At 37.5% G+C, this 22,616-nt stretch carries 18 protein-coding genes; 7 read left to right on the forward strand and 11 right to left on the reverse strand.

The features are described from left to right. Window positions 1-49 precede the first annotated feature (49 nt). Genes miaB through BUB05_RS04235 form a run of 6 tightly spaced genes read left to right on the forward strand, consistent with a single transcriptional unit; the run spans window position 50 to window position 8,550 of the window. On the forward strand, window positions 50-1,372 hold the full coding sequence (miaB, locus tag BUB05_RS04210; RefSeq protein WP_073047661.1) for a tRNA (N6-isopentenyl adenosine(37)-C2)-methylthiotransferase MiaB: 1,323 nt from the start codon (window positions 50-52) through the stop codon (window positions 1,370-1,372). 22 nt (window positions 1,373-1,394) lie between these two features. Continuing rightward, window positions 1,395-4,040: a DNA mismatch repair protein MutS gene (gene mutS, locus BUB05_RS04215; protein WP_073048223.1), complete on the forward strand. Its 2,646-nt coding sequence runs from the start codon at window positions 1,395-1,397 to the stop codon at window positions 4,038-4,040. After that, the gene (gene mutL / locus BUB05_RS04220; RefSeq protein ID WP_073047664.1) at window positions 4,041-6,104 is read left to right on the forward strand and encodes a DNA mismatch repair endonuclease MutL; all 2,064 of its coding nucleotides are present in this window, start codon (window positions 4,041-4,043) and stop codon (window positions 6,102-6,104) included. 8 nt (window positions 6,105-6,112) lie between these two features. After that, entirely contained in the window at window positions 6,113-7,066 is a 954-nt protein-coding gene (gene miaA, locus BUB05_RS04225) for a tRNA (adenosine(37)-N6)-dimethylallyltransferase MiaA (RefSeq protein ID WP_073047666.1), read from the forward strand. Next, window positions 7,050-7,274: an RNA chaperone Hfq gene (gene hfq / locus BUB05_RS04230; RefSeq protein ID WP_073047669.1), complete on the forward strand. Its 225-nt coding sequence runs from the start codon at window positions 7,050-7,052 to the stop codon at window positions 7,272-7,274. The genes miaA and hfq overlap by 17 nt, the downstream gene beginning before the upstream one ends. A gap of 10 nt (window positions 7,275-7,284) precedes the next feature. Beyond that, window positions 7,285-8,550 (forward strand): methionine gamma-lyase family protein, encoded by a 1,266-nt coding sequence (locus tag BUB05_RS04235; RefSeq protein ID WP_073047672.1) that lies wholly within the window; start codon window positions 7,285-7,287, stop codon window positions 8,548-8,550. A gap of 131 nt (window positions 8,551-8,681) precedes the next feature. On the opposite strand, the gene lexA is transcribed toward BUB05_RS04235, so the two are convergent. Further along, window positions 8,682-9,299, reverse strand: a complete 618-nt coding sequence (lexA, locus tag BUB05_RS04240) for a transcriptional repressor LexA (RefSeq protein WP_073047675.1) — start codon at window positions 9,297-9,299, stop codon at window positions 8,682-8,684. A gap of 141 nt (window positions 9,300-9,440) precedes the next feature. Here lexA and yneA point away from each other — a divergent pair, with 141 nt between their 5' ends. Then, window positions 9,441-9,746 (forward strand): cell division suppressor protein YneA, encoded by a 306-nt coding sequence (yneA, locus tag BUB05_RS04245; protein ID WP_073047678.1) that lies wholly within the window; start codon window positions 9,441-9,443, stop codon window positions 9,744-9,746. Between the two features lie 168 nt (window positions 9,747-9,914). Here the strand turns inward: yneA and BUB05_RS04250 are convergent, their stop codons facing one another. The 10 genes from BUB05_RS04250 to BUB05_RS04295 form a co-directional block, all read right to left on the reverse strand. Beyond that, window positions 9,915-10,892 carry a tyrosine recombinase XerC gene (locus BUB05_RS04250; RefSeq protein ID WP_073047681.1) on the reverse strand — a complete coding sequence of 326 codons (978 nt, stop codon included), beginning with the start codon at window positions 10,890-10,892 and terminating at the stop codon, window positions 9,915-9,917. Between the two features lie 426 nt (window positions 10,893-11,318). Further along, on the reverse strand, window positions 11,319-12,752 hold the full coding sequence (gene purB / locus BUB05_RS04255) for an adenylosuccinate lyase (RefSeq protein WP_073048225.1): 1,434 nt from the start codon (window positions 12,750-12,752) through the stop codon (window positions 11,319-11,321). Window positions 12,753-12,843: 91 nt separating this feature from the next. Further along, on the reverse strand, window positions 12,844-14,379 hold the full coding sequence (gene rny / locus BUB05_RS04260; protein ID WP_073047684.1) for a ribonuclease Y: 1,536 nt from the start codon (window positions 14,377-14,379) through the stop codon (window positions 12,844-12,846). A gap of 170 nt (window positions 14,380-14,549) precedes the next feature. After that, window positions 14,550-15,569 carry a recombinase RecA gene (gene recA / locus BUB05_RS04265; protein ID WP_073047686.1) on the reverse strand — a complete coding sequence of 340 codons (1,020 nt, stop codon included), beginning with the start codon at window positions 15,567-15,569 and terminating at the stop codon, window positions 14,550-14,552. Window positions 15,570-15,670: 101 nt separating this feature from the next. Then, window positions 15,671-16,207, reverse strand: coding sequence for a CDP-diacylglycerol--glycerol-3-phosphate 3-phosphatidyltransferase (gene pgsA, locus BUB05_RS04270; RefSeq protein ID WP_073047689.1), 537 nt, complete (start codon window positions 16,205-16,207; stop codon window positions 15,671-15,673). After that, window positions 16,191-17,513, reverse strand: a complete 1,323-nt coding sequence (gene rimO, locus BUB05_RS04275) for a 30S ribosomal protein S12 methylthiotransferase RimO (RefSeq protein WP_073048228.1) — start codon at window positions 17,511-17,513, stop codon at window positions 16,191-16,193. The genes pgsA and rimO overlap by 17 nt, the downstream gene beginning before the upstream one ends. Before the next feature lie 10 nt (window positions 17,514-17,523). Next, entirely contained in the window at window positions 17,524-20,025 is a 2,502-nt protein-coding gene (locus tag BUB05_RS04280) for a DNA translocase FtsK (protein ID WP_073047692.1), read from the reverse strand. Window positions 20,026-20,037: 12 nt separating this feature from the next. Then, window positions 20,038-20,856 carry an undecaprenyl-diphosphatase UppP gene (uppP, locus tag BUB05_RS04285; RefSeq protein WP_073047695.1) on the reverse strand — a complete coding sequence of 273 codons (819 nt, stop codon included), beginning with the start codon at window positions 20,854-20,856 and terminating at the stop codon, window positions 20,038-20,040. A 27-nt stretch (window positions 20,857-20,883) separates the two neighbouring features. After that, a complete protein-coding gene (dut, locus tag BUB05_RS04290) occupies window positions 20,884-21,318 on the reverse strand; it encodes a dUTP diphosphatase (protein WP_073047698.1) in 435 nt (144 codons plus the stop codon). A 35-nt stretch (window positions 21,319-21,353) separates the two neighbouring features. Beyond that, the gene (locus BUB05_RS04295; protein ID WP_073047700.1) at window positions 21,354-22,616 is read right to left on the reverse strand and encodes a M16 family metallopeptidase; all 1,263 of its coding nucleotides are present in this window, start codon (window positions 22,614-22,616) and stop codon (window positions 21,354-21,356) included.

Raw genomic sequence — 22,616 nt, forward strand, 5'->3', positions numbered from 1 at the left:
GATTCGATGGACTCCAAGTCCTGAGAATTTTAATTTTTGAGGTGATATTATGAACAAACAATTTTTCATTGAAACATTTGGTTGCCAAATGAATGAATACGACTCGGAAAAAATATGCGGACTGCTCTATTCCCAAGGATATCTTGAAACAATGGACAACAGGGATGCAGACCTGATTATTTACAATACTTGTCTCATACGGGAAAACGCAGAAAAAAGACTTTACGGCAAGCTTGGAGCCATAAAAAAGCTTAAAATGGATAATCCATCCAAAATCATTGCAGTTTGCGGATGCATACCGCAAAATGATGAAATCAGAGAGTTTATATTGAAGAAATTTCCATTCATAGATCTTATTTTTGGAACAAATACTTACGACAGACTTCCTGAACTCCTATATGATATTGAGTTAAAAAATAAAAGAGTGGTTTCAATATTAAAGGACAGTGATGAATTAAAGGAAGATCTGCCCAAAAACAGAAAATTCAGCCACAAGGCTTTTGTAAATATAATGCATGGATGTGACAATTACTGTTCATACTGTGTAGTGCCCTATACAAGGGGAAGGGAAAAAAGCAGGAATTTCCACGATATAGTAGAAGAAGTGAAAGACCTGGGACTTAATGGATACAAGGAAATAACCCTTCTTGGGCAAAATGTGAATTCATATCTTTTCGAGTCTGATAAAACATATAACTTTGCCGATCTGTTAAGGGAGCTCAACGAAATTGAATCAATCGACAGAATAAGGTTTATTTCATCTCATCCCAAAAGTGTTGACGATGATTTCATCAAGGCAATGAAGGAATGCAAAAAGGTATGCAATCAAGTTCACCTTCCCATTCAATCCGGCAGTACCAAGGTTTTAAAGGAAATGAACAGAAAATATTCAAGAGAAAACTATCTTGAAATAATCAGAAAACTGAAAAAAGAAATTCCCGACGTAGCAATTTCCTCGGATTTCATAGTTGGTTTTCCGGGAGAAACTGAAGAGGATTTCCAGGAAACCCTGGACCTTGTTAAAGAAGTCAGATTTGATTCTGCATTCACCTTCCTATATTCCATACGTCCTGGTACACCTGCAGGAAGAAGGGAAGACCAAATAGACGAAAAAATCAAACACGAAAGGTTCGACAGGCTTCTGGATGTTTTATATCCAATATTTGAAGAAATCAACATATCCTATATAGGAAAGACTGTAGAGCTTTTAGTGGATAATGTGAGCAAGAACGATGAGAGCTATTTGACAGGCAGAACTGATACAAACAAGATTGTACATTTCAAGGGAGACAGGAATCTTCTTGGAAAGCTGGTTAATGTAAAAATAGAAAAAGCAAAAACCTGGTATATGGAAGGTACTAGAATTGAATGAAAAAAAGAACAAATTAACTCCGATGATGCAGCAATATATGGAAATAAAGGAACATCACCAGGACAGCATTTTATTCTTCAGGCTTGGAGATTTTTATGAAATGTTTTTTGATGATGCACTTACAGCCTCAAGGGTTCTTGAAATAACCCTTACAGGCAAAAACTGCGGTTTGGAAGAAAGGGCTCCAATGTGTGGGGTTCCTTACCATTCATCAAATGGATATATTTCAAAGCTTGTTGAAAAGGGATACAAGGTTGCAATCTGCGAACAGGTGGAACCGCCTTCCTCGGCTGGCATTGTAAAAAGAGAGGTAGTACGTGTTATAACTCCTGGAACTGTAATTGACAACAGCATGCTGGATGAGAAGCAAAACAACTATTTGAGTTCAGTTACAGTTTTAAAGAATTCCTGCAGCATTTCATATGTGGATGTATCCACCGGCAACATGCTTTCTACAGAATTCAAGGATCCCATCAATGATAAAAACATTATTGATCTTTACAATGAAATCTGTAAAGTCAATCCTTCTGAAATTTTGTCCAACAGGAACCTGGAAGAGATCTTTTCTGCACACAAGCTGAACAGTCTGGATACGGTGCTTAAAAATTTGAACATTATAGACCAGGGTACTGATACAGACTATTATTTGAATATGATAAAGGATCATTTCAAGGTCATATCCACTGAAGTCTTTGGAATCTATCCCGAAGACAGAGCATCGATATTATCAATAGGGAATCTACTTGAATACCTCTATTCAACCCAAAAGATATCCCTTGACCATATAAATCAACTTGCATGCTACAAAACTGATGATTATATGATCATTGACAACAGCACAAGAAAAAACCTGGAACTAACAGAACCGCTAAGGGGCACAGACAAGAAAAACACCGTTTTCAACGTTATTGACTATACAAAGACGGCAATGGGTGCAAGGAAGCTTAAAAAATGGCTTTTAGAGCCTCTTCAGGACATAGCCTCTATAAACTGCAGGCATGATGCTGTTGAAGTACTATACAACAACATAATTGTTTCAAATAATATCAGAGAACATATGAAGCGAATCTATGACATTGAAAGACTTATGAGCAAGATCACCTATGGAAACTGCAATGCAAGGGACTTGAATTCACTGAACCAGTCAATTGAAGTTCTTCCCGACCTTAAGTGTGACATTTCTACTCTTGATGCCAAACTGTTCAATGAGATATCAAAAAACATGGACACGCTTCTCGATGTTCATGAAATGATTGCAACCAGCATTATTGAAAATCCGCCTGTAACGATCAAGGAAGGCAATCTAATAAGGGACGGATACAACGAGGAGCTTGACGAACTCAGGAACATATCTGTTAACGGTAAGGAATGGCTCAACGGACTGATTGACCAGGAAAGGGAAAAGACAGGCATAAAAAATCTCAAAATAGGATTCAATAAGGTTTTCGGTTACTATATTGAAGTGACAAAATCATATCTCAATCTTGTTCCGGAAGATTATATAAGAAAACAAACCCTTGCAAATGCCGAGAGATACATAACCCCCGATCTTAAGGATATGGAAGCCAAGATTCTTAATGCCGAGTCAAAAATTGTGGAACTTGAGTATGAAATATTCAACGACATCAGGTTGTTTGTAAAGAATCAGATTGAACGGATCCAGCAGTCGGCTGAAATGATTTCCACTGTCGATGCACTGAACTCACTGTGTACGGCAGCCCTTAAGAACAGTTATATCAGACCTGAAATGAGCGTCGACGGAATAGTCAATATAGTAAATGGAAGACATCCTGTCATTGAAAAGGTGTTGAAGGACGAAAGGTTCATTGAAAATTCAACCTATCTTGACAAGGACGAGAACAGATTCTCCATAATCACGGGACCGAATATGGCAGGAAAGTCCACCTATATGAGACAGGTTGCCCTAATTACGATCCTGGCCCACATAGGGAGCTTCGTACCTGCGGAAAAGGCTCAGATTTCTCTTGTAGACAAGCTTTTCAGCAGGGTAGGGGCATCAGACGATCTGTCAAGCGGTCAGAGTACTTTCATGGTTGAGATGTCAGAGGTGTCAAACATCATAAACAATGCCACTGAAAACAGTCTAATCATCCTTGATGAAATAGGCCGTGGAACCAGTACCTATGATGGACTGAGTATTGCGTGGTCCGTCACGGAATATATTACAAACAACATAATGGCCAAGACTCTTTTTGCCACCCACTACCATGAGCTTTCAGAGCTTGAGGACAAGATCAAGGGCATCAACAACTACAAGATAATGATCAAGGAATCAGGTGAAGATATCATCTTCCTGAGAAAAATCACCAAGGGGAGCATAGACAAAAGCTATGGTATCCAAGTTGCAAGGCTTGCTGGACTTCCTAAAAACGTAATAAACAGATCCTTCGAGCTCCTTGAAAAGCTTGAGGAAATAGATTTGAATAAGAAGAATTCATTGAATCTTTCAGATACAAAAATCAAGAATGAAATTCCAGTCTCTACCGATGAAAACAGGGAACAGGTTTCATTCTGGAATTATGATGCAAAATACAAGGATTTCATATCCGAAAACATACTTAATTTGAACATAAATTCAATGACTCCACTGGATTCCTTGAATCTGATGAATGAATTGATAAAAAAAGCCAGAGAACTGGGTGACTAAATGAGCAAAATTAAACTTTTGGATGAAAAAACAATTGATAAGATAGCTGCCGGCGAAGTAGTTGAACGCCCTTTTTCAGTAGTCAAGGAACTTGTGGAAAATTCAATTGACTCCTTGGCGGATGAAATTGTTGTTGAAATCAAGAATGGCGGAAAAAGCTATATCAGGATTACAGACAACGGCAGTGGAATTTCCAACGATGATATTGGAATATCTGTTCTGCGACATGCTACAAGTAAAATAAGGACTGTCTCCGACCTCTACAGCCTTGACACCCTGGGTTTCCGAGGGGAAGCCTTGTCAAGCATTTCAGCCGTGTCAAAGTTTGAATTGACATCAAAAACAGAAGGTGAAGAGATGGGGAAAACCGTCAAGATTTCAGGGGGAACAACGATATCAGAACAGTTTACAGGAGCTCCGAACGGTACTACTGTAATTGTAAGAGATTTGTTCTACAATATTCCTGCAAGGAAAAAATTTCTGAAGACCGATAAAAGTGAAGGCTCTGCCATTACAGACCTTATCACCAGGCTGTCACTGATAAATACTGACATTTCATTCAAACTCATCAGAGACGGCAAAATCATCCATACTACTCCAAAGAATACTACCGAACTAAATGTAATCAGCAGTATACTGGGAAGTGATTTTTCAAGATCATTGATGGAAATAGAATATTCCTCGGACATGGTGGATGTCAGGGGATATATTACAAATCTGAATTATTACAGGGCAAATAGAAAAATGCAGTTGATTTATGTCAATGACAGGTTTATTATAGATAAGGACATTTCATCGTCCATTGAAAAGGCATACTCAACAATGCTTCCCAAGGGGAAGTTTCCGGGATTCATACTTTATATCAATCTGGACCCTTCTGAAATAGATGTGAATATACATCCGCAGAAGTCCAAGATCAAGTTCAACGACATGAAGTTCCTGGAAGACTTGCTGTATTCTCTCATATCAAAAAAACTAAGAAGCAGATTTTTGACTAAATCTGCACAGAAAAAAACAAGCCTCAATCAATCAGGAACAAGCAACATTTCTTCTAACCGTGTTTCTGAACAGATAAAGGTATTTACGCCGGAGGAGATTTCAGACGGTTTTATACTAAATCCTGCCGATTTTGCTGATAACATGCTTGTTGATACATCTGACAGTCAAAACTTAAAATCATGTAACAAAAAAACTGTAGAGACAAGTGAAATAAGTACGGTAATATCCGGTGAAAATGAAGAAATCTGCTCGAATGAAAATAGTGTTGTCAGGCAAGAAGAAATATCTGATGATGTTTCATATATAGAAGGTCATTGTCTGCTTAATGATAATTTGAACTACGGAAACAACCAGGTTGACCTAAGAATCCACGAAGACGGCTGCAGAGATGAGTTCAAGGTGCAAATTGAAGAAGACATCGAAAATTCAGACAACATCATCATACTGGAAAACAATGAAGACAATCCATACAACATGGTATACAAGGAACTTTCATATATAGGTGCTCTATTTGATTCATACCTTATATTTGAAGACAGGATAAACGGAAACATGTTTCTTATGGATCAGCATGCAGCCCATGAAAGGATAAACTACGAAAGGTTCATCAACCAGTTCAATTCGTCGGATATAAGGGTTCAGAACCTTCTTGTGCCTGAACTCATACATCTCGACATCAAGGAGTACGACAAGGTCCTTGACAACCTTGAAACCTATGCAGAGCTTGGTTTCGAAGTAGAGAACTTCGGTTCAAAAACAATAAGGATATCGGCTCTTCCCTTCATATTTACAGGAGGAGACATTAAAAGAATATTTTATGACATCCTTGACAATATGGACCTGAAAAAAACCGAAGGCAATATGGGCGATTATCTCAACAAACTAATAAAGAAGGCCTGCGTAGCATCCATAAAGGCAGGAGACCGACTTGACAAGACCGAAGTGGACAATCTGCTCAATGAATTGTCAAAATGCAGGTCACCATTTACATGTCCTCACGGCAGACCTATATGGATAAGATACAGCAGGCATGAAATCGAAAAATCATTCAACAGGATTAATTAGGTGCATATATGAAGAAAAAAATCATACTGATTGTAGGGCCGACAGCTTCAGGCAAAACCTTTGCATCAGTTGAAATCGCAAAATATATCAACAGTGAAATAATATCGGCCGATTCAATGCAGATTTACAAGCATATGGACATTGGAACTGCAAAAGTCACTGAAGAAGAAAAACAAGGTATTGTACATCATATGATCGATATTGTTGATCCGGATGTCTCATACACTGTATCCGAATTCAAGAATGATGCTGAGAAAATAATTGATAAGCTTCATTCAGAAGATAAGATTCCTGTAATGGCAGGCGGAACAGGCCTTTATGTTAATTCAATAATATATGATTTGGATTTTTCAAGTACCATTTCCGATCCTGCCATAAGACGGGAACTTGAGGACCTGCTGGAGGAAAAAGGGAAGGAATATCTGCATGGAATTCTTGAATCCGTAGACCCTGTCTCTGCCGGAAAGATTCACTGCAACAATGTCAAAAGGGTTGTCAGGGCTCTTGAAGTATACAGGATAACGGGCATACCGTTTTCTGAACAAAATACAGACTTCAGAAAAAATTCCGAACAATATGACTTCATTATCATAGGTCTAAACATGGACAGGGAAATTCTTTATAAACGCATAAACGAAAGAGTTGAAGAAATGATTGAAGCCGGTCTTGTTAAAGAAGTTGAATCATTGATGAAAAAAGGATATAATAGAGACCTTCAATCAATGCAAGGGATAGGATACAAGGAAGTCACAGCCTTCCTTGATGGTGAAATACCACTTGAAGAATCTGTGAGACTCATTAAAAGAAACTCGAGAAGGCTTGCCAAACGACAGTTCACATGGTTCAGGCCTGACAAAAGGATAAAATGGATTGAAGTTGATCCTGAAAATAAAATCAAACTAATAGAAGATATTAAAATCTACCTAAATGAAAGGGGACTACAAAATGAAACAAGTTATTAATTTACAAGATTCTTTTCTAAACCAGGCGAGAAAGGAAAAAATCAACCTTACAATATTCTTGACCAATGGTGTCAAGCTTAAAGGACTTTGCAAGGGATTTGACAACTATGCAGTAATATTTGAATACAATGGAAAGCAGCAACTTATCTATAAACATGCTATTTCAACCATAGTACCTGATGTAAACATCAGATTCGACATACAATAGGGTGATTTAGTTGATTAAAAATAATTTATGTAAACTATTTGAGGTTAGTAATGAAATTTCTAACCTCATTTCAATGGCTGAAAACAATTTATATGAAAAATTCAAGGAAATAGACAGAATAAAAGAGTATAATCAGTTCAAAGTAATAAAGGCAATGCAGGATTCAAACCTCAACTATACGAATTTTTACTGGAACACGGGGTACGGCTACAACGATCCCGGAAGGGAAAAGGTTGAAGAAATATACTCAAGAATCTTCAATACGGAAGATTCCCTTGTCAGGCCGAATATCGTTTCAGGAACACATGCCTTGTACCTTACACTTTCGGGAATTACAAAGTATGGCGATACGATCGTTTCCATTTCAGGTACTCCTTACGACACAATGCTTACAGTTCTTGGTGAAACAGGAGAGGAAGCAAACAATCTAAAACAGCATGGGATAAGATACAGGGAAGTCGATTTAATAAATAACGAAGATTTTGATCTGGAAAAAATAGACCGGGTCATAGATGATTCCACCAGAGTCGTAATGATTCAGAGATCAACGGGATATTCGGAAAGAAAGGCAATAACTGTAGAGAAGATGAAGGAATGCATCTCCCATATTAAATCCAGACATAATGATGTTGTCATTATGATAGACAACTGTTACGGTGAATTTATGGAAGAATACGAACCCAGCGATGCCGGTGCGGACCTTGTTGTAGGATCCCTCATAAAAAATCCGGGTGGAGGAATAGCCCTTACGGGAGGATATATCTGTGGTAAGTCATATCTTATAGAAATGATATCCAACAGACTGACATCACCTGGAATAGGGAAAGAGGTAGGCCTTACCTTCGGACAAACCAGGAATATACTACAGGGACTTTACATGGCTCCATCTGCAGTAGGGGAATCCTTGAAAGGTGCTCTTCTCATAGCCCACATATACAATAAGCTTGGATATGATATTATTCCACAAATTGATGATGAAAGAAGCGACATCATTCAGGCAATCAAATTCAACGACAAGAAAAAACTCATTGCTTTCTGTCAGGGAGTTCAAGAGGCTTCACCTGTAGATTCCAGAGCACTGCCTGAACCCTGGGCCATGCCAGGATATACGGACGAAGTCATTATGGCATGTGGAGCATTCGTTCAAGGATCTTCAATAGAACTGAGTGCCGATGCTCCATTAAGGGAACCATACATGGCTTACTTCCAGGGAGGCATTACCTACGCCCAGTGCAAGCTGGCAGCTGCAATAACCCTCAAAAGAATACTAAAGTAACAAAAAATCATGGTATCCAAATACCATGATTTTTTAGTTCTATCCAGTTACCGAACGCACATCGAACACTATCTCGTATGCTTGATACATCAAATACTTGACAGCTGCGTAGAGTATATTTCACAAAGTTTCTAATACCTTCTAATTACACACTTCAATATTCCCAGTATATTTACATCCTTGACTATGATTGGTTCCATAGTACTGTTTTCAGGCTGAAGTCTGAAATGATCCTTTTCCTTATAAAACCTCTTAAGTGTAGTTTCGTCATCAAGGAGGGCCGCTACTATATCGCCGTTTCTTGCAGTGTTTTGTGAACTTATCACTACATAATCTCCATCCAGTATTCCTGCATCTATCATACTGTCGCCCTTGACTCTCAGAACAAATGTTTCGTTTTTGCCAACCCAATCCACAGGAATGGGGAAGAGGTCGTCAACATTTTCAACGGCAAGTATAGGTTCGCCTGCTGCAATTCTTCCAACAAGGGGAACATTTGTAACTTCCTTCTTGGGAATATCCACAAATGCATCTTCCGTATCAATCACTTCAATGGCTCTGTTCTTGTTGTCTCCCTTTCGGATATAACCCTTTTTAACAAGAGTATTCAGATGAGAATGGACCGTAGATGTTGACTTAAGACCTACTGCCTTGCATATTTCCCTCACTGATGGAGGATAACCATTATCTGAAATTTCTTTCTTTATGTAATTTAATATTGTTATCTGTTTGTTTGATAAATCTTTCATTGGAACACCCCTGTTTATTTTTCTTTAGCAATTGTATTATAACATAAATAGAACACCCTTGCAAACATTTGTTCTGAAAACTATTGACACAGAACTTATGTTCTGTTATTATATAATCAAACATAAGTTCGAGGTGAGGATATGATTATATTAAACAGATACCGTGTTGCAGACAAGAGAAGATTCAAAGCGTTCCTGGTTACATCTACAGTTTTACTTTTACTACTGACATCAATGATTACCTATACAGTTAAAGCCTATTCATACAGCGAAATCAAATATATCGAACTGCAAATAAATTCAGGAGATACAATCTGGGATATAGCCAGGGAATATGGACAAAACAGCTCCATAAGAAAAGATGTATATGAAATAATGGAATTCAACAATCTTCAGGACGGATACATTTACCCAGGACAAACGATAAAGGTTCCAATAAAAAACTGACTCGGGAGGCCTCGGCATAAGACTCCCAAGTCAGTTTTTAATACTATAATATGACCGTTATTTTTTTAATTAGGATTTCCATACTATCCATATGTGTAACCATGCACGCTTTATGAAGACATGACCTCCGGTTTTCCGAACAATTGTTCGCAGCAAGGATGTTTGTCATTACTTATTTATTTTTTCTTCTTTTTTGGTAAAACCGCTTAACGGATTCTTTTCGACAGCCTTTTTAAGCCTTTCATCGTTTATGTGGGTGTAGATTTGTGTAGTTGATACGCTTTCGTGGCCAAGTATTTCCTGCAGAACCCTTATATCCACATTGCCGTGCTGATACATCAAGGTTGCAGCTGTATGCCTCAGCTTGTGAGGGGAATACTTTTCATCTACTAGTCCTGCATTCAAAAGATGTTTTCTCAAAAGATGCTGTATCGCTTTTGGGGATATTCTTTTTTTCCTGGAACTTAAAAACAGGGCATCGTCATTTTCATCAGCCGGATCAGGTCTCTCCAACAGATAATTATTTATGGCTTCATTTACCGAATCATTCAAATAGACCGTTCTTTCTTTATTGCCTTTACCTACGACAGTCAAGGTATCATCCTTTATGCTTGATATGTCTATACCTACAAGTTCCGATAATCTCATGCCGCAATTCAGGAATGTCATGATTATTGCAAAGTCTCTTGTAGCATATCGACCTTCAATCGAATCAAGAAGCTTCTTTGCATCATCCAGAGTCAAATGTATCGGATGCCTGGCTTCAATCTTCGGAGATTCTAGATTTTCAGCAGGGTTTTTTTCAATGGCATTTATCACATGATAAAGATACTTGAAAAAGGATCTGAGGCTGGCGACTTTTCTTGCCTTGGTTTTATTGTTGTTCTTTTTAATCCTGTCTACGAAGGAAATAAAGGAGTGGAGGTCCTGCAGCTTGATCCGCTGTAAAAAATCCTCTGAAAACGAATTTATATCGATGTTGTTAAAGACCTTTTCATCTGTCAGTTTGAATCTCATTCCACAGAATCGGTAGAAGGTCCTTAAATCCAAAAAATACTCCTCGGCAGTCTTTGCCGACTTGCCTTTGATGGTTTCTATATAATTTATGAAATCTCCCAAAAGAGGAGGGGCTGAAAAATAGTCCATATTTGCCTCCGGCCATATTTTTATTTTGTCGCAAAATAGTTATTTTGCGACAAAATAAATGAATTTATTGTAATTATATCTTGTTTTCCAATATATTGCAACTGCTTATTGTGCCGATTCTTATATTTTCATTCCAGATACACCTTTGCATATTGAATTGCCATTTTGCCACATTATTATCAGCTTTAATCAATTTTAATACCTTCGACATACAATTACTCTGCAAATATTTTTAAACTTCTTAAAACCGAAATTTTCAAGCCGTTTTTTTACATTTTTCTCAACCGATTTCATTTCTCGATGCTCAAAAACCAGATCCTATGTTAAGTTATAAAAAAACACTCATTACAGCGTTTAATTCGTTGTCCGACATATCCTTGCTAAAAAATCCCAGGACTATCTATCCTGGGATTTAATATTTATTTCTTATACATTCAGCTCGACTGTCATACCCAATAAATCTTTATTTTCTTCAAGCAACGGTTTTATAGCTTCATTGTAAAAAACATCAACTTGTTCTGCTGATCTTCCAATGAATTTCTTGGCATCTATGATTTCCAAGATTTCTTTTTCATTTAAAGATATTTTATCGGATTTAATCATCCTTTCAATCAAATCATTCTTATTACCGAATTTCTTGACTTGTTCGCCGGCTTCCATTGACAAGACTCTGATTTCTTCATGTAAATCCTGTCTGTCACCACCACGCTTAACAGCTTCCATAATTATATTTTCAGTAGCCATGAACGGCAATTCTTCATTGATATGCTTTTCAATGACCTTTTCGTTTACAACCATGCCCTGGAATATGTTTATTGCGATTTCAAGGACGGAATCACAACCAAGGAATGTTTGAGGAATTGAAAGTCTTTTATTGGCAGAGTCATCAAGGGTTCTTTCAAACCACTGCACCGATGCAGTATCTTCAGTATTGTGCGAAGTATTAATAATGAATCTTGATAATGCAGCTATTCTCTCGCTTCTCATCGGATTCCTTTTATATGCCATTGCCGATGAACCTATCTGTGTTTTCTCAAACGGCTCTTCAATCTCTTTTAGGTTCTGAAGCAGTCTTATGTCATTTGTCATTTTGTGAAGAGACTGTCCTATTCCGCTCAACACCTTGGTAACACTTGCATCCACTTTTCTCGAGTATGTCTGCCCAGTAAGATAATATGAACTTTCAAAACCCAATTTGTTGGCAACCATTTTATCAAGTTTGTTCACCTTGTCGGAATCACCTTCGAAAAGCTTCAGATAACTCGCTTGTGTTCCTGTAGTTCCCTTAGTACCCCTCATTTTCAGATTTTCAATTACATAAATAAGGTCATTATAGTCAAAATATAAATCCTGAAGCCACAATCCTGCACGCTTGCCTACGGTTGTAAGCTGAGCCGGCTGGAAGTGAGTATATCCAAGGGTCGGCATTTCCTTATATTCAAGGGCAAATTCCGACATTACATACAACAGGTTGAGAAGTTTCTTCTTGACAATTTCAAGGGCTTCTTTTATTTGAAGTATATCCGTATTGTCCCCTACAAAGGCGCTGGTGGCTCCCAGATGGATTATAGGTCTCGCATTGGGGCATTGGTTTCCGAAAGTATGAACATGGGCCATAACGTCATGTCTTACTTCTTTTTCCTTCTTCCTTGCCATTTCAAAATCTATATTGTATATGTTTTCTTTCATTTCATTAATCTGTTCATCTGTTATATCAAGACCAAGTTCCTTTTCAGATTCAGCCAATGCAACCCAGAGCTTTCTCCAGTATGAAAACTTGTTTTCATCTGAAAAAACGTAACTCATTTCCTTGCTTGCATATCTTGTTATAAGCGGATTCTTGTAAGATTTTGTATCTATGGTAATCACTTCCTTATCATTATTTGGTATTATTCAATAAAAAGAAGTAAACCAAAAGTTTACTTCTTAATTTTGTCTTGAGTTATTGTAACTACTTAGCGTATTCTATAGCTCTTGTCTCTCTCACTACATTTACTTTTATTTGACCTGGATACTCAAGTTCATCTTCAATTCTTTTAACAATATTCTTGGCTATAACAACTATGCTGGAATCATTTACATCTTCAGGTTTAACCATGATTCTGATTTCTCTTCCCGCCTGAATTGCAAAGGATTTTTCAACACCGTCAAAAGAATTTGCTATTTCTTCAAGATTCTCAAGTCTTTTGATGTATGATTCCAATGTCTCTCTTCGTGCACCAGGTCTTGCTGCAGAAATTGCATCTGCGGCTTGAACTATGACCGCTTCAACGGTTTTAGCTTCTATATCGCCATGGTGAGCTTCAATTGCATGAATAACCTTATGGTTTTCCTTGTACTTTCTAGCCAGATCAGCACCAATGGTAACGTGGGGGCCTTCAACCTCATGGTCTACAGCTTTTCCCAAGTCATGCAGCAAACCAGCTCTTTTTGCAATTTTCACATCAGCTCCAAGCTCCGCTGCCATTATTGCACTTAAATGTGCGACCTCAATAGAATGTTTCAGGACATTCTGTCCATAGCTTGTTCTATATTTAAGTCTTCCCAACAATCTAACAATTTCATTTCTCAGCCCGTGTATTCCAACATCAAAGGCTGCCTTTTCACCTTCATCCTTGATTATCTGGTTTACTTCTTTTCTTGCTCTTTCAACCATTTCTTCAATTCTCGCAGGATGAATTCTTCCATCATTGATTAGTTTTTCAAGTGCTATCCTTGCCACTTCACGTCTAATTGGATCAAATCCTGAAATTACGACTGCTTCAGGAGTATCGTCTATAATAAGATCAATTCCAGTGGCTGTTTCAAGAGCGCGAATATTTCTACCTTCCCGGCCGATTATTCTTCCCTTCATTTCATCATTCGGCAAATCCACTACTGATACAGTTGTTTCAGCAACGTGGTCTGCTGAACATTTCTGTATAGCATAACTTACAATTTCTCTTGCTTTTCTGTCCGCGTTCTCTTTAGCTTCTCTCTCAATATCCTTGACCATAATAGCTGCATCATATTCTGCTTCTTTTTTTATGCCTTCCATCAATACAGTTTTTGCTTCTTCAGAAGTTAAACCGGATATTCTTTCCAGTTCCCTTTTTTGTGTTGCTTCAAGTTCTTTGATTTCCTTTTCCTTTGAATCAATATCCTTGTACATTTTGTTGATTTTTTCTTCTCTTTTTTCAATTGACTCATTTTTACTGTCAAGGGTTTCTTCTTTCTTTAACAATCTCTTTTCTAACTTCTGCAATTCATTTCTTCTGTCTTTGTTCTCTTTTTCTGCTTCATTTCTTATTTTGTGTATCTCATCTTTAGCTTCAAGCAAAGATTCCTTTTTCTTGGTTTCAGCTGCTTTAATACTATCTTCGATAATTCTTCTTGCTTCAGTTTCAGCACTTGTAATTTTCCTTTCAGCTACCATTTTTCTTATCAGTATGCCAATCAGTACTCCAACACCGGCGCCAACTAAAGCAAATATTACATTTTGTAACATTGGGTCACCTCCTGTTATTCAGTTATCAAGATTCAAATTTATTGATTTTTCTATACTATAACTTATCATTTGAGAAACTATTATAATTTTATAGTGTTTTCACCTATGTGTCAAGACAATTGAACAAAATTCTCAGTACATATGAACGTCATATAAATAAAAAAAGAGCATTACTGCTCTTCTTCATTTTTTTCTTCTGAACTGTCATTTACAAGGTCGTATTTTACTCTTAATTTCATTTCAATTTCGTCGCAAAGCTCTTTATTCAATTCTAAAAATTCTTTGGAATTTTCTCTTCCCTGACCCAGTCTTGTTTCGCCATAACTGTACCATGCACCGGCTTTTTTTACAATATCGTTTTCTACTCCAAGATCAAGAACACAGCCTTCATTTGAAATGCCCTTTCCATATATTATATCAAACTCTGCCAATTTAAATGGAGGAGCAACCTTATTTTTGACAACTTTGATCTTTGTTCTGTTGCCCACCATGTCAGTACCTTTTTTCAATGTTTCAATTCTTCTTACATCAAGTCTCACAGACGCATAAAACTTAAGAGCCCTACCTCCCGTGGTCGTTTCAGGATTCCCGAACATGACTCCTATCTTTTCTCTCAACTGATTAATAAAAATAACTATTGTATTTGATTTTTTAATTGCACCGGCAAGCTTTCTCAATGCTTGTGACATAAGTCTCGCCTGCAACCCTACATGACTGTCTCCCATTTCGCCTTCCAGTTCCGCCCTGGGCACTAGTGCTGCTACAGAGTCCACAACGATTATATCAATTGCATTACTTCTAACAAGCGCCTCTGCTATCTCAAGTGCTTGTTCACCGGTATCCGGTTGAGATACAATCAACCCTTCAGTATTTACACCTAAATTTCTGGCATACAAAGGGTCCAATGCATGCTCAGCATCTATGAAAGCCGCTATTCCGCCTTCTTTCTGAGCTTCAGCTACAGCATGTAGCGCTACAGTAGTTTTACCTGATGATTCAGGTCCATATATTTCAATTATTCTTCCCTTAGGAAGACCTCCTATTCCCAAAGCAATATCAAGAGGAAGCGCGCCCGTTGAAATGGATTCAACATTTAGCTTGCTGTCTTCTCCCAGCCTCATTATAGATCCTTTACCAAATTGCCTTTCAATCTGACTTAATGCCAGTTCTAGAGCCTTATCTTTTTCCATATCATATCACCCCGTCATTTTTAGAACATTTGTTCTAACTGAATTATAGAACATATTTTCGACTGTGTCAAGTTTTTATTTTATCCGCTGTCCTTTAACTTTCATTTAAGGACGCTTTTATTTTGAATAATATAAATAAACCCGGATAAAAGTGTCAATAGTACAGTGAGCGCCACCAGGGGCAACACAAGAATATCCAGGAACAGCAACATTTCTGCATTGATCACCAACAGCAAGATAATTGTAGTCATCTGGCATATGGTTTTTAACTTACCCCAGATATTTGCAGCAAGGGTTATTCCCTTGTTTGCAGCCAAGGTTCTAAAACCTGTTATTGCAAGTTCTCTAGCTATTATTATCATTACCACCCATGAATTCAATACGCCGATTTCGACAAAACATACCAATGATGAAATTACAAGAAGCTTGTCTGCAAGCGGGTCCATGAATTTGCCAAAGTCCGTGATCAGATTATACTTTCTGGCTATGTGACCATCAACACTGTCAGTAATAGATGCTGCAACGTATATGATTAGTGCAACCAATTCCGTATATTGAAAGAAATCCGTAAGAATGAAAAACATGAAAAATGGTATCAAACAAATTCTCAATATGGTAAGCTTATTGGGCAAGTTCATAATACTCTCCTATCAAATCGTACTCAAGGGATTCCGTAATCTTCACATCAACAATATCCCCCGGTTTTAATTCATGTTTGCTGTCTACATATACAACACCGTCTATATCAGGCGAGTCCATATATGTCCTTCCAATGTATCTGTTTTCTTCAACGTACGAATCAATTATAACATCAAACCTTTTGTTAATAAATCCTTTATTTTTTTCAATGGAAATATTCATTTGTTTTTCCATTAAAATACTTCTTCTTTCTTCCCTTATATCTTCATCTATTCTTTCCATCATCCTGGCAGCAGGAGTACCCTCCTCCTCGGAATATGCAAAAACTCCAAGTCTGTCAAATTTAAATTCTTCCACGAATTTTTCCAGTTCTTCAAACTGTTCTTCCGTTTCTCCAGGAAATCCCACTATAAATGTTGTTCTTATTGCAGCATCCGGAATTCTATTTCTGATGCTTGTCAAAAGCGCCTCAATGCTTTTTCTATTTGTATGTCTGTTCATTCTTTTAAGTACATTGTCATTAACATGCTGGAGAGGTATCTCAAAATAATTGAGAAGCTTCTCATTAACGGCGAAGGTTTCCAGAAGCTCGCCATAGAAATCTTCAGGGTATATGTAGTGTACCCTTACCCATTCTACACCTTCTATTTCTGAAATTCTTTCAAGAAGAGTATGCAGCTTTTTTTCACCATATAGATCTATTCCATATTTACTTGTGTCCTGCGCTATTACTATTATTTCCCTGATACCCTTCTCAGCAAGAAATCCGACTTCTTCTAAAATGTCTTCCATTTTTCTGCTTCTGTACTTTCCTCTCAATTGTGGAATAATACAATAGGTACAAAGATTGTCGCATCCTTCTGCAATTTTAACATAAGCATAGTGTTTGCTTTCAGTGAGAACCCTTGGCAGTCTGTCCGGAATAATCCTTGAAGGATTTGTTACTACCGCACCTGCTTTTGATTCCTCCAGTATCTTTAGTATTTCATCATAATTTGACGTTCCAATGAAAAGGTCAATCTCAGGTATTTCCTTCAAAAGTTCTTCGTAATATCGTTGAGACAGACATCCTGCCACTACAATTTTCTTGACAATGCCGTCATTTTTCAAATTGACAACCTCAAAGATTGTGTTTATTGACTCTTCCTTGGCGTCCTTAATAAAGGCACAAGTGTTTATTATCACTATGTCGCTTTCTTCAATGTCGGATGTCAGTTCATATCCTTCTTTTAAAACACCAAGCATATACTCAGAATCAACTGTATTCTTTGAACATCCAAGAGTTATTATATGTATTTTTTCCATTTTCCACCTGCTAAAAATTAATTTCTTCAAGTTCTTCAGCATTGATCAGAACCTTCCTGGGCTTGCTGCCTTCATGGGGGCCTACAATACCCATTTCTTCCAACTGATCCACTATTCTTGCAGCTCTTGAATACCCAAGCTTAAGCTTTCTTTGTAGGTATGAAACTGAAGCCTGTCCTTCAATAACTACAAGTTCCGCTGCATTTTGTATCAACTCGTCGTAATCCTTGTCCTTGTCAAGCTGTACATTGTTTATTTCTTCTTCTATCTTTTCCATGCTTGAAATTATACTTTGGTTCTTTATGAATTCAATGACATCCTTTACTTCATCATCGCTTACGAAAGTTCCCTGAATCCTTTGAGGCTTGCTCATACCTACAGGATGATACAAAAGATCTCCTTTTCCCAGGAGTTTTTCTGCCCCGCCTACATCAAGTATGGTTCTTGAGTCTATATGGGAAGAAACCGCAAATGCTATTCTGGAAGGAATATTCGCCTTTATGGTACCTGTTATGACATCAACAGACGGTCTCTGCGTTGCAATTACAAGATGTATTCCCGCTGCCCTTGCAAGCTGTGCAAGTCTGGTTATGCTGTCTTCAACCTCTCCTGCTGCTACCATCATAAGGTCAGCAAGCTCATCTATTATGATTACTATCTTTGGTATCTTGTCATTTTCGTTTTCCTTTTCCATTTTTGCATTGTAGGAGTTGATATCCCTTACACTGTTCTTTGCAAACAGTTCATACCTGTTGGTCATTTCCTGTACTGCCCAGTTAAGAGCATTGGCAGCCTTTCTTGGGTCCGTTACGACAGGTATCAACAAATGGGGGATTCCATTGTAAACATTCAGTTCAACAACTTTTGGGTCAACAAGAATCAATTTCACATCATTAGGTTTAGCGTTGTAGAGTATGCTTATGAGCAGGGAGTTGATGCAGACGCTCTTTCCAGACCCGGTTGCTCCCGCTATGAGCAAATGGGGCATAGATGTAATATCAGCTATTACATTTTTACCCGCTATATCCTTTCCTACTGTAAAGGGGATGGATTTATCATTTTCCCTTTCCCTGTACTCAGCTGAATCTATGAGCTCCTTAAGAAATACATTTGACTTGTTTGAATTAGGAACCTCTATTCCAATTGCAGCCTTGCCGGGTATTGGTGCTTCAATCCTCAAGTCTGATGTTGCAAGGCTCAAAGCTATATCCTTTGAAAGGTTGGTTATTTTGCTCACCTTTACTCCAGGTGCCGGCTGAAGTTCATATCTTGTTATAGTTGGACCTCTGTTGATCTGCACAAGCTTGCAGTCTATACCAAAATTGTTCAACGTATTGAGCAGTATATCAGCGCTTTCTATCGCTTCCTGCTTTTCGTTTTTTATGTTTTCTCTTCTGTTTTCCATTAAGAATTCCAACGGAGGAAGCTTGTATTCAACACCTTGTGCAGCACCGCTTTCAAGACTGTCATTGTATTTGCCTTCAATGTCTTCAGTACCGGAATCCATTTTTTCAACTGACTCGTCGTCCACAGGTAAAGATTTTGCAGGTTTTGTAGTTCTTGATTTTCTTGGTTTTTTCGACATTTCAGTCTTTTCTGCGGTTTTGAATTCTCCACCGATTTCATTGCTGAAATCTAGCTGCTTGACTTCCACCTCATCAATTCCCAGGTCCATGACCTTCTTCATGTCAGCTTCATGCTTATAATTGTAATCCTTGTATGAATAATTGTTGTCATACTCCTTCTTAGAAGTATTTTTTGAGGTTTCTTTTTTCCTTGAAGCCCTCGCTTCCTTTTTTTCTTCTTTCTTTTCTTTCTTTTTGTTGGCCTTATCTTCCTCTATGAAAATGAACTCATATACCGAAACACCAATATTTTTTATTACTTTCAAAAGTGTCTTCAGTATCTTTTCCATGGTCACGAAAACACTTTTATTCAATATAAGAATCAGTGAAATCACAATCAGTGCTATGAAAATAACCTTGGATCCGGTGATGCCGAACAAAATCACCATAAGGTATGAAATAACGCCTCCGATTATTCCTCCACCTCTTGAAACATCATCAAGTCCACTTTTAACAAAATATTCGGCAGCCACAGCAATCTGTGCAATCTTTCCTGAATCAAATATTCCTGAAGCAATAATATTCTTGTCCCAAACTGTCATCAAACAGATATTTGAAATAAATATTGCAACTGCGAAGAATATATTCCTGTTGTTCTTTTCCTTTATTAGGTTTGCGAAATACAGCATTCCTATAAGCGCAAGAAACCAGGGTACGAATACATACCCCTTGCCTGCAGCTATCTTAAGGAAATTCACCAGGTATTTGAATACAATTCCATCCTCGTATTTCTGTGAAACAAAAAACAGAATTGCAACAACAAGATAAACAATTCCCTTTATTTCATTTTTTAGTCTTGAATCCATTGTGCTCTTGTCACTCGTCTTTTTAGTTCTTGCGGGTTTTCTCTTTTTATCTTTTGCCGAACCTTTCTTTTTATTATTCAAAGTTTCACCTTCTTAGAAAAACAATATTATTGACACAGCCACAATAAATACATAAATTGCAAAATAATAAAGCTTGCCCTTTTTTATTATGTTCATAAGAACACTTATTGAAAACATTCCTGATACAAATGAAACAATCATTCCAACAAACAAATTTGCATTTATGGCAACTTCAGCCGTATTTATTGAAAAAACTTCAAGTATTGTGGCTCCAAGAATCGCAGGTATCGCAAGCAGGAATGAAAATCTGGCCGCCTCTTCCTTGTTCAAGCCTATGAAAAGAGATCCTACAATTGTGGAGCCGGATCTTGATACTCCCGGAACTATTGCCAGTCCCTGAAATATACCTACAAGTATTACCTTGTAAAATGGAACATCATTCATCTCATATTTTGGTCTGTTGAATCTTTCTGATACAAGAAGCAGCAAGCCGGTGAAAAAAAGAGCGACACCAACAGGCTTGATACTTTCGCTTGCGTATAACTCCTCAAAAAAGTCACCAAAAACCAATCCGATTATGACTGTCGGGATAGTTGCAACGATGAGAAGCAGCAGCACCCGTTCATACTTGATCAATTTTCTTGTTCTGTTGTCTTTTCCAATCCTCCCCAAAAGCCTGAAAAATGCAAAAAATAATCCCTTGACTTCTTCTCTGAAGTATATCAACACAGCTACCAGGCTGCTGAAATGAAGCATTACACTGTAGAACAGATTTCCTTCATTGATTTTGAACAATGCACTAAACAATGCAAGATGCCCGGAACTGCTTACCGGTAAAAACTCAGTAATCCCCTGTACCAACCCTAATACAATGCCTTCCAATAATGTCATAACATCCTCCAAATCCCTGCATAAATTTTATTTTATGCCAGTATGTCCAAATCCGCCAGCCCCTCTGGCTGTTTCATCAACTATTTCAACTTCTTCAATATCGGCAATTTCAACTTTTGCAAATATCATCTGAGCTATTCTGTCTCCCCTGTATATTGTGAAATCTTCACCACCCAGATTTATAAGTATTACCTTTATTTCGCCTCTGTAATCGCTGTCAATAGTACCTATTCCGTTTACAAGACTTATTCCGTTCTTTATAGCCAGCCCGCTTCTTGCTCTTATTTGAGCTTCGTAGCCAATTGGTATTTCAATGTAAATGCCTGTAGGTACCAGATATCTTTCAAATGGCTTAAGTACTATGGGTTCATTAATGTCTGCGCTCAAATCCATCCCGGAAGATCCTTCTGTCTTATACTGAGGCAGGTCAAAATCGTTTGTTTTTTTTATCTTTACTATCATCGTTGTCCTCCTAAACAAAACGGCTTAGCCGTGTACTATGAAAAATCAAAACGCTTGATTATATCCTTGTTTTTTTCTATATTTCCAGTTAATGCAATATTGTACTTATCGCATCCGAACAGCTCTTTTGATACTTCTACAATATCATTATATTCAACATTTTTTATAGTATCGACAATATCCTCAGGATTGATGGTTTCATTGTAGAATAGTTCTCTTCTGCCTAGAACAGTCATCCTGTTCGATGTATTCTCAAGGCTTAGGATATAGTTTCCTTGAATCTGTGACTTTGATCTTTCGAATTCACTTTTTGTAATATTCCCTTTTTTCAAACTGTCCAATTCAATTTTAACTCTGCTCACAACTTCATCTATGCTCTCTTCCTTAAGAGCCGAATATATTCCAAACAACCCTGCTGATCTGTAACTGGAATTAAAGGAATAAATTGTATATACAAGACCGCTTTTTTCTCTGATATTCTGAAAAAGTCTTGAGCTCATGCTTCCGCCGATTATATTATTGAGTATATTTGAAGCATAGTAGTTTTTATTGTTTCTTTCATAGCCTTCAACGCCAATGCAAAAATGATACTGTTCTATACTTTTATGAACACTTTCTATATTGTTCTTATATCTATAGCTGCTGTCTTTTATCGTTTCAGCCTCGCTTTTTTTGAACTGGCCAAAATACTCGGAACACAGTGCCTTGACTTTTTCAGGGGTTACATTCCCAACAATTGAAATAACAATGTTGTCAGAAGTATAATTGTTTTCCATGTATTTCTTTATATCTGCAACTCCTATTTTGCCTACAGTATTGGCATCTCCCAAAATAGGATATGCAATGGAATTACCCTTGAAGGATATCTTTGTCAGTAGTTCATGGACATAATCTTCCGGAGAATCGTCATACATGAGTATTTCTTCAAAAACCACCTTTTTCTCCTTTTCAAGCTCTTCTTCGTCCAGAACAGAATTGAATATCATATCCGACAAGACGTCCAGGGACGCTTCAAAGTTGTATGAAGTAACCTTTGTATAGAAACAGGTGCACTCTTTAGTGGTAAAGGCATTGAGCTGCCCTCCCATGCTGTCCATTTCTTCAGCAATATCGGCGGCACTCCTTTTCTTTGTACCTTTAAACAACATATGTTCTATCAAATGTGATATCCCATTATTTTCATCAGTTTCGTTAATAGAGCCTGCCCCTACCCATATACCTGTAGTGACTGAATTCACATAATCAACCTGTTCAAAAACTATCCTCAAACCGTTGTCCAAAACTATTTTGTGAATCAT

This window comes from Dethiosulfatibacter aminovorans DSM 17477 (assembly GCF_900142005.1).
Lineage (GTDB): Bacteria > Bacillota > Clostridia > Tissierellales > Dethiosulfatibacteraceae > Dethiosulfatibacter > Dethiosulfatibacter aminovorans.

Excerpts from the sequence above, each read along its gene's own strand:
- miaB (WP_073047661.1), top strand. The coding sequence starts at position 50 with ATGAACAAACAATTTTTCATTGAAACATTTGGTTGCCAAATGAATGAA.
- mutS (WP_073048223.1), top strand. The coding sequence starts at position 1,395 with ATGATGCAGCAATATATGGAAATAAAGGAACATCACCAGGACAGCATT.
- mutL (WP_073047664.1), top strand. The coding sequence starts at position 4,041 with ATGAGCAAAATTAAACTTTTGGATGAAAAAACAATTGATAAGATAGCT.
- miaA (WP_073047666.1), top strand. The coding sequence starts at position 6,113 with ATGAAGAAAAAAATCATACTGATTGTAGGGCCGACAGCTTCAGGCAAA.
- hfq (WP_073047669.1), top strand. The coding sequence starts at position 7,050 with ATGAAACAAGTTATTAATTTACAAGATTCTTTTCTAAACCAGGCGAGA.
- lexA (WP_073047675.1), bottom strand. The coding sequence starts at position 9,299 with ATGAAAGATTTATCAAACAAACAGATAACAATATTAAATTACATAAAG.
- yneA (WP_073047678.1), top strand. The coding sequence starts at position 9,441 with ATGATTATATTAAACAGATACCGTGTTGCAGACAAGAGAAGATTCAAA.
- BUB05_RS04250 (WP_073047681.1), bottom strand. The coding sequence starts at position 10,892 with ATGGACTATTTTTCAGCCCCTCCTCTTTTGGGAGATTTCATAAATTAT.
- rny (WP_073047684.1), bottom strand. The coding sequence starts at position 14,379 with ATGTTACAAAATGTAATATTTGCTTTAGTTGGCGCCGGTGTTGGAGTA.
- recA (WP_073047686.1), bottom strand. The coding sequence starts at position 15,569 with ATGGAAAAAGATAAGGCTCTAGAACTGGCATTAAGTCAGATTGAAAGG.
- pgsA (WP_073047689.1), bottom strand. The coding sequence starts at position 16,207 with ATGAACTTGCCCAATAAGCTTACCATATTGAGAATTTGTTTGATACCA.
- rimO (WP_073048228.1), bottom strand. The coding sequence starts at position 17,513 with ATGGAAAAAATACATATAATAACTCTTGGATGTTCAAAGAATACAGTT.
- uppP (WP_073047695.1), bottom strand. The coding sequence starts at position 20,856 with ATGACATTATTGGAAGGCATTGTATTAGGGTTGGTACAGGGGATTACT.
- dut (WP_073047698.1), bottom strand. The coding sequence starts at position 21,318 with ATGATAGTAAAGATAAAAAAAACAAACGATTTTGACCTGCCTCAGTAT.
- BUB05_RS04295 (WP_073047700.1), bottom strand. The coding sequence starts at position 22,616 with ATGATTCACAAAATAGTTTTGGACAACGGTTTGAGGATAGTTTTTGAA.